The 4273-nt window shown below is 65.0% G+C and carries 6 protein-coding genes; 3 read left to right on the forward strand and 3 right to left on the reverse strand.

The window, feature by feature from the left end:
- Positions 1–76 precede the first annotated feature (76 nt).
- Both K2W81_RS16330 and K2W81_RS16335 read right to left on the reverse strand, forming a co-directional pair.
- Positions 77–1663 (reverse strand): histidine kinase dimerization/phosphoacceptor domain -containing protein, encoded by a 1587-nt coding sequence (locus tag K2W81_RS16330; protein WP_294106510.1) that lies wholly within the window; start codon positions 1661–1663, stop codon positions 77–79.
- Between the two features lie 9 nt (positions 1664–1672).
- Positions 1673–1981 (reverse strand): NepR family anti-sigma factor, encoded by a 309-nt coding sequence (locus K2W81_RS16335; RefSeq protein WP_294106513.1) that lies wholly within the window; start codon positions 1979–1981, stop codon positions 1673–1675.
- 101 nt (positions 1982–2082) lie between these two features.
- On the opposite strand from K2W81_RS16335, the gene K2W81_RS16340 reads away from it, so the two are divergent.
- The 3 genes from K2W81_RS16340 to K2W81_RS16350 all read left to right on the forward strand — a co-directional run bounded on the left by K2W81_RS16340 (position 2083) and on the right by K2W81_RS16350 (position 3804).
- Positions 2083–2886, forward strand: a complete 804-nt coding sequence (locus tag K2W81_RS16340; RefSeq protein ID WP_294106514.1) for a response regulator — start codon at positions 2083–2085, stop codon at positions 2884–2886.
- A gap of 53 nt (positions 2887–2939) precedes the next feature.
- Positions 2940–3077, forward strand: a complete 138-nt coding sequence (locus K2W81_RS16345; protein WP_294106516.1) for a hypothetical protein — start codon at positions 2940–2942, stop codon at positions 3075–3077.
- Positions 3078–3162: 85 nt separating this feature from the next.
- Complete coding sequence (locus tag K2W81_RS16350) at positions 3163–3804, forward strand: sigma-70 family RNA polymerase sigma factor (RefSeq protein ID WP_294106519.1); 642 nt, start codon at positions 3163–3165, stop codon at positions 3802–3804.
- Positions 3805–3822: 18 nt separating this feature from the next.
- Here the strand turns inward: K2W81_RS16350 and K2W81_RS16355 are convergent, their stop codons facing one another.
- Positions 3823–4014 (reverse strand): hypothetical protein, encoded by a 192-nt coding sequence (locus tag K2W81_RS16355; RefSeq protein WP_294106521.1) that lies wholly within the window; start codon positions 4012–4014, stop codon positions 3823–3825.
- Positions 4015–4273 lie beyond the last annotated feature (259 nt).

Consider the following 4273-nt stretch of genomic DNA (forward strand, 5'->3'; position numbering starts at 1 on the left):
ATGCACGACGCCATAGATTCAGACTTTCGTCAGTTTTGGAATCCCTCACGTCAGTCAGACACTGCGCAGGTTGGTATCAGTCCCGGTCGGTGATGTTGACCGGGATTTCGAACGCCCCCACCAGCGGGTCGTGGTGCAGCTTCGATCTGAGCTGCCGCGACAGGCCCTCGACCACGCGGCCATAGCCTTCGCCCAGCTCAGCGTGGAGGCGGTCGCTATCGACCAGCGCGGGGGAGCTGATTCGCACCACCGCCTTGCCCCCTGCATCGCCCGGCTTGAGCGACAGCCGGATCGCGGCATCGCTCTGCACGCGCATCGCCAGCTCGATCAGCTCGGTTAGGAGGAAAGCGACCGCCGTCGCGACGTCCTGCGTCGCGAGATAGGAATCGAGATCGAGCGCGATTGACAGCCCCGAACCTTCGGGCGCGGTCGCGCGGATGTTCGACGCGAGATTGCCGATCACGGAACGGAGGCTAAGCCCGCGCCCCTGATCGATTTCGGCGAAATGATTGCGGTGGACGACCGCAAGCGCGTCGACGCGGCGCTGGATCGAGGCATAGGCTGCGCTCGCCTCGGCGCTCGCGGCGCCGCGCGAATGGAAATTGATCAGGCTGGAAATCACCTGCAGATTGTTTTTGACGCGGTGGTGGACTTCGCGGGTCAGCGCGGTCTGGCGCACCAGCCCTTCGGCAAGCCCCGCTTCGTGCGACGCCACGGTGCGGCTGATCGCGCGGAAAGTTTCGCCCAGCTCGCGGATTTCCTGCGCGGGCGATTGGCGCGCTTCGGCCGAATCGATTTCCTGCCCCGGCACATAGGTGGCGACGCGAATGCGCAGATCGCGCAAAGGGCGGATCAGCAGCCGGTCGACAACGAACCAGCCAATCCCTGCAGCGGCTGCCCACATCAGCAGCGGCAGCAGCATCGCGACGATCATCGGTGACGAAATCGGCGCGCTGCGTGTGCTCATTTCGAACAGCAACCCGTCGACGCCGACCGGGACGCCGATCGTCTCGGTGCGATCAAGCGGGCCGAGATCGGTCATCGCCTCAAGCGGTAGGCGCATATTCGCATGGACGATCAGCGCGGCATAGGGCGGCACAAAGCCGGTCGGCCGGGCGATCTGCGCCAACGCGGTCGCAGGGAAGGTTGCGGTGGCGCGCAGACGCCCACTGGGCGCGGTGATCGCAAGCGCGAGCCCCGCCTGCGGAGCGATGCTCACCGCGAGCGCGCCGCCCGGCGGCGGTGCGGTGATCGGGATCGGCGGCAGGCGTGTGGTGCCGCAAAGCACCCGGCCGCGGCGATCACTGATCGAAAAGCGCGCGCCACTCGCAAGCTGTTCGGCAAACACGCCCTGGACGCGCGCGCAGCTCGGCGCATCGGCTGGGTCGGCGTCGAGCGCTTCGAGCGCGACCCGAAGCGCGGTCATGTCGCCGATCAGCTCGATGCCGAGCGCATGCGCGCTTTCAGCCGCGGCGACACGCAGTTCTGAGCGGGTTTCGGTATCGGCGAGCCGCGTCGTCTGTTGTGCCGCGAACAGCGCAATCAGCGCGAGCGGCAACAACGCCGCGCTCAAAATCAGGAATAATTTGGCCCCGGTCGGCAGGGCCGAGAGGAAGCGGTTCAGCCGCCATCCCCGACGCTCTTCATCAGGTGGCGCATCCATCGCGCGGCATTAATCGAGTTTGCTGAGCAGATCGAGCAGCTCCGGCGGAATAGGTTCCTCAACCGCGGCCTGATAGACCGACCGGAGCGATTGTCCCATGTCATGATCTTCGGATTGCTGCTTTGCCGTCCGGCGCTTGGGCGGCTTTTGTGGCGGGCCACTGTCAGTTACCAACGAACTCGTCCCCCAAAATGGACCGGAACCATTGCCCGGCGGGATGCCGCCGAACAGGCGCGCGCCACCTTTGGCGTGAAGTTCGGCCAGAGCAATGAAACCAAAGAGCGCGTCGATAGTTCCGTGTCCGATGCAAAAACACAATTCGATTCGGTGGGTCGCTTTTTGTGGGCATCGCGAAACGCATTGCAACGGGGGTGCGCCGCTTTCACAAGGCGCGCTCGGTCAGGGAGAAATTGACGATTATGTCGCTTGGACAACAGCTCGCACCGCATCTCCCCTTTTTGCGGCGCTACGGCCGCGCGCTGACCGGCAGCCAGACGCAGGGTGATCGTTATGTCCGCGCCACGCTCGAAGCGATTGTGGCCGCGCCCGACCAGTTTCCGGGCGAGGTCGATCCCCGGCTGGGGCTATACCGGATGTTTCAGGGCATTTGGGCGTCGGCCAATTTCGACGAAGTTCCGGACATTGGCGGCATGCCGAGCGGCGATCACGAAGCGATTGCGCGCGCGCGGCTGGCGCGGATGACGCCGCTGTCGCGTCAGGCCTTGCTGCTGACTGCGATGGAAGGCTTCGCGCCCGAGGACGCGGCCTATCTGATCGAGGTGGAAGTCGATGAGGTTGAGAGTTTGGTGGCCGCAGCGCTCGCCGAGATCGAAAGCCAGACCCGCGCGCGCGTGCTGATCATCGAGGACGAGCCGATCATCGCGATGGATATCGAAACGATCGTGCGCGACCTGGGGCATGACGTGACCGGCGTGGCCGTCACGCGTGACGAAGCCGTGGCGTCCGCGCTCGCCGACCGCCCGGGTCTGGTGCTGGCCGACATCCAGCTTGCCGACGACAGTTCGGGCATCGATGCGGTCAAGGACATTCTCGCACAGTTTCAGGTGCCGGTCGTGTTCATCACGGCGTTCCCCGAACGGCTGCTGACCGGCGAGCGGCCCGAGCCGACCTTCCTGATCACCAAGCCGTTCCAGCGATCGACGGTGAAGGCGGCGATCAGCCAGGCGCTGTTCTTCGACGAGGCGACGCTGCCAATGGTTTGATCCGCGCCTAAATTCGGCACGGACCCAAAACGGCTTTGCTGCGTTGGGGGGCTATGGTTGAACGCGATCCTACCCCCCATATCAGCACCGAAGCCGCGCGCGGTGGCGTAACGCCGCATGTGACGCGCTATGTGCTTGGCATCTCACTGGTGCTCGTCGTCGTCATCTTCGCCTGGCTGCTGCTGCGCTAAGCATGGAACCGGGGCGGGTGACGATGGGCGGGGCGACCCTTGCTTTGAACGGCTGTTTTACGCCGGATGTTGCGATGGGAGCGGCATGAGCGATTCTGATCAACAGGATGATTTTGTGGCCGTCGGCCCCGCCGACGAGCGCGTTGCGCTGCCCGATGCCGAATTCAAGGCGCAGCTGGCGCAAGTGATCCCCCATCTGCGCGCCTTTGGCCGATCGGTGTCGGGCAGCCGCGACCTTGCCGATGATCTGGTTCAGGAAACGCTGATGAAGGCCTGGGCGGCGCGCGCGCGCTTTCAGGCGGGCACCAACATGCGGGCGTGGACCTTCATCATCCTGCGCAATCTGTATTTATCGCAGATGCGCCGGTCGCGCTTTCGCGGCGAATGGGATGATCTGGTCGCCGACCGGATTCTGGCGGCGCCCGCCGGACAGGACAAGCAGGTCGAACTCGGCGACATGCAGCGCGCGCTGATGCATCTGCCGCAGCCGCAGCGCGAGGCACTGATCCTGATCGGCGCGGGCGGCTTTGCTTATGAGGAAGCGGCAGAAATCTGCGGCGTTGCGGTGGGGACGATCAAGAGCCGGGTTGCGCGGGGGCGGGTCGCGCTGGACGCACTGCTGACCAATGGGACGCTGCCGTCGCGGCGCTCGCACAGCATTCCCGATGGCCAATCGGCGCTCGATTCGATCATGGGCGACGTCGAGAAGCTCAGCTGTCAGCGTTGAGCTTGGTCGCGCGCGCGATCAGCGCTGCGGCTGGACGCGCGATGCTCCATCTAGCTGCGCGAGGATCGACGTCCAATCGTCGGGCAAGGCTTCATCGGAATCGAACGCGGCCGACAGCGCGAAGGCGATTGTGTCGCCAGCGCGGGGCGCGCGCACGACGATGCCATCCTCGCAGGCGTTGACGGTGGCAGGGGCGTCCTCGTTCGACATGGCAGTGATAACGACCTGGCCGTGCTTTTGTTGCCCTTTTCGCAGAATAGGTGCTGCATTTCCTTGCGATTCCGCACACATCAGCGCGCATGAGCGACACTGATGCCGCCAAAGACCTGACCAATGCGGTGGCGCGCGCGCGCGCGCATGCGCCTTTCCTTGCGCAACTGCTCGGTCGCGAGTCCGATCTGACGGCAGGTTTCGCGCGCGGCGACCTGCCCGATTTCGCCAGCCTGTGGCTGACCGAAAGCGATGCGCC

It is taken from the genome of Sphingomonas sp. (genome assembly GCF_019749955.1).
Lineage (GTDB): Bacteria > Pseudomonadota > Alphaproteobacteria > Sphingomonadales > Sphingomonadaceae > Sphingomonas.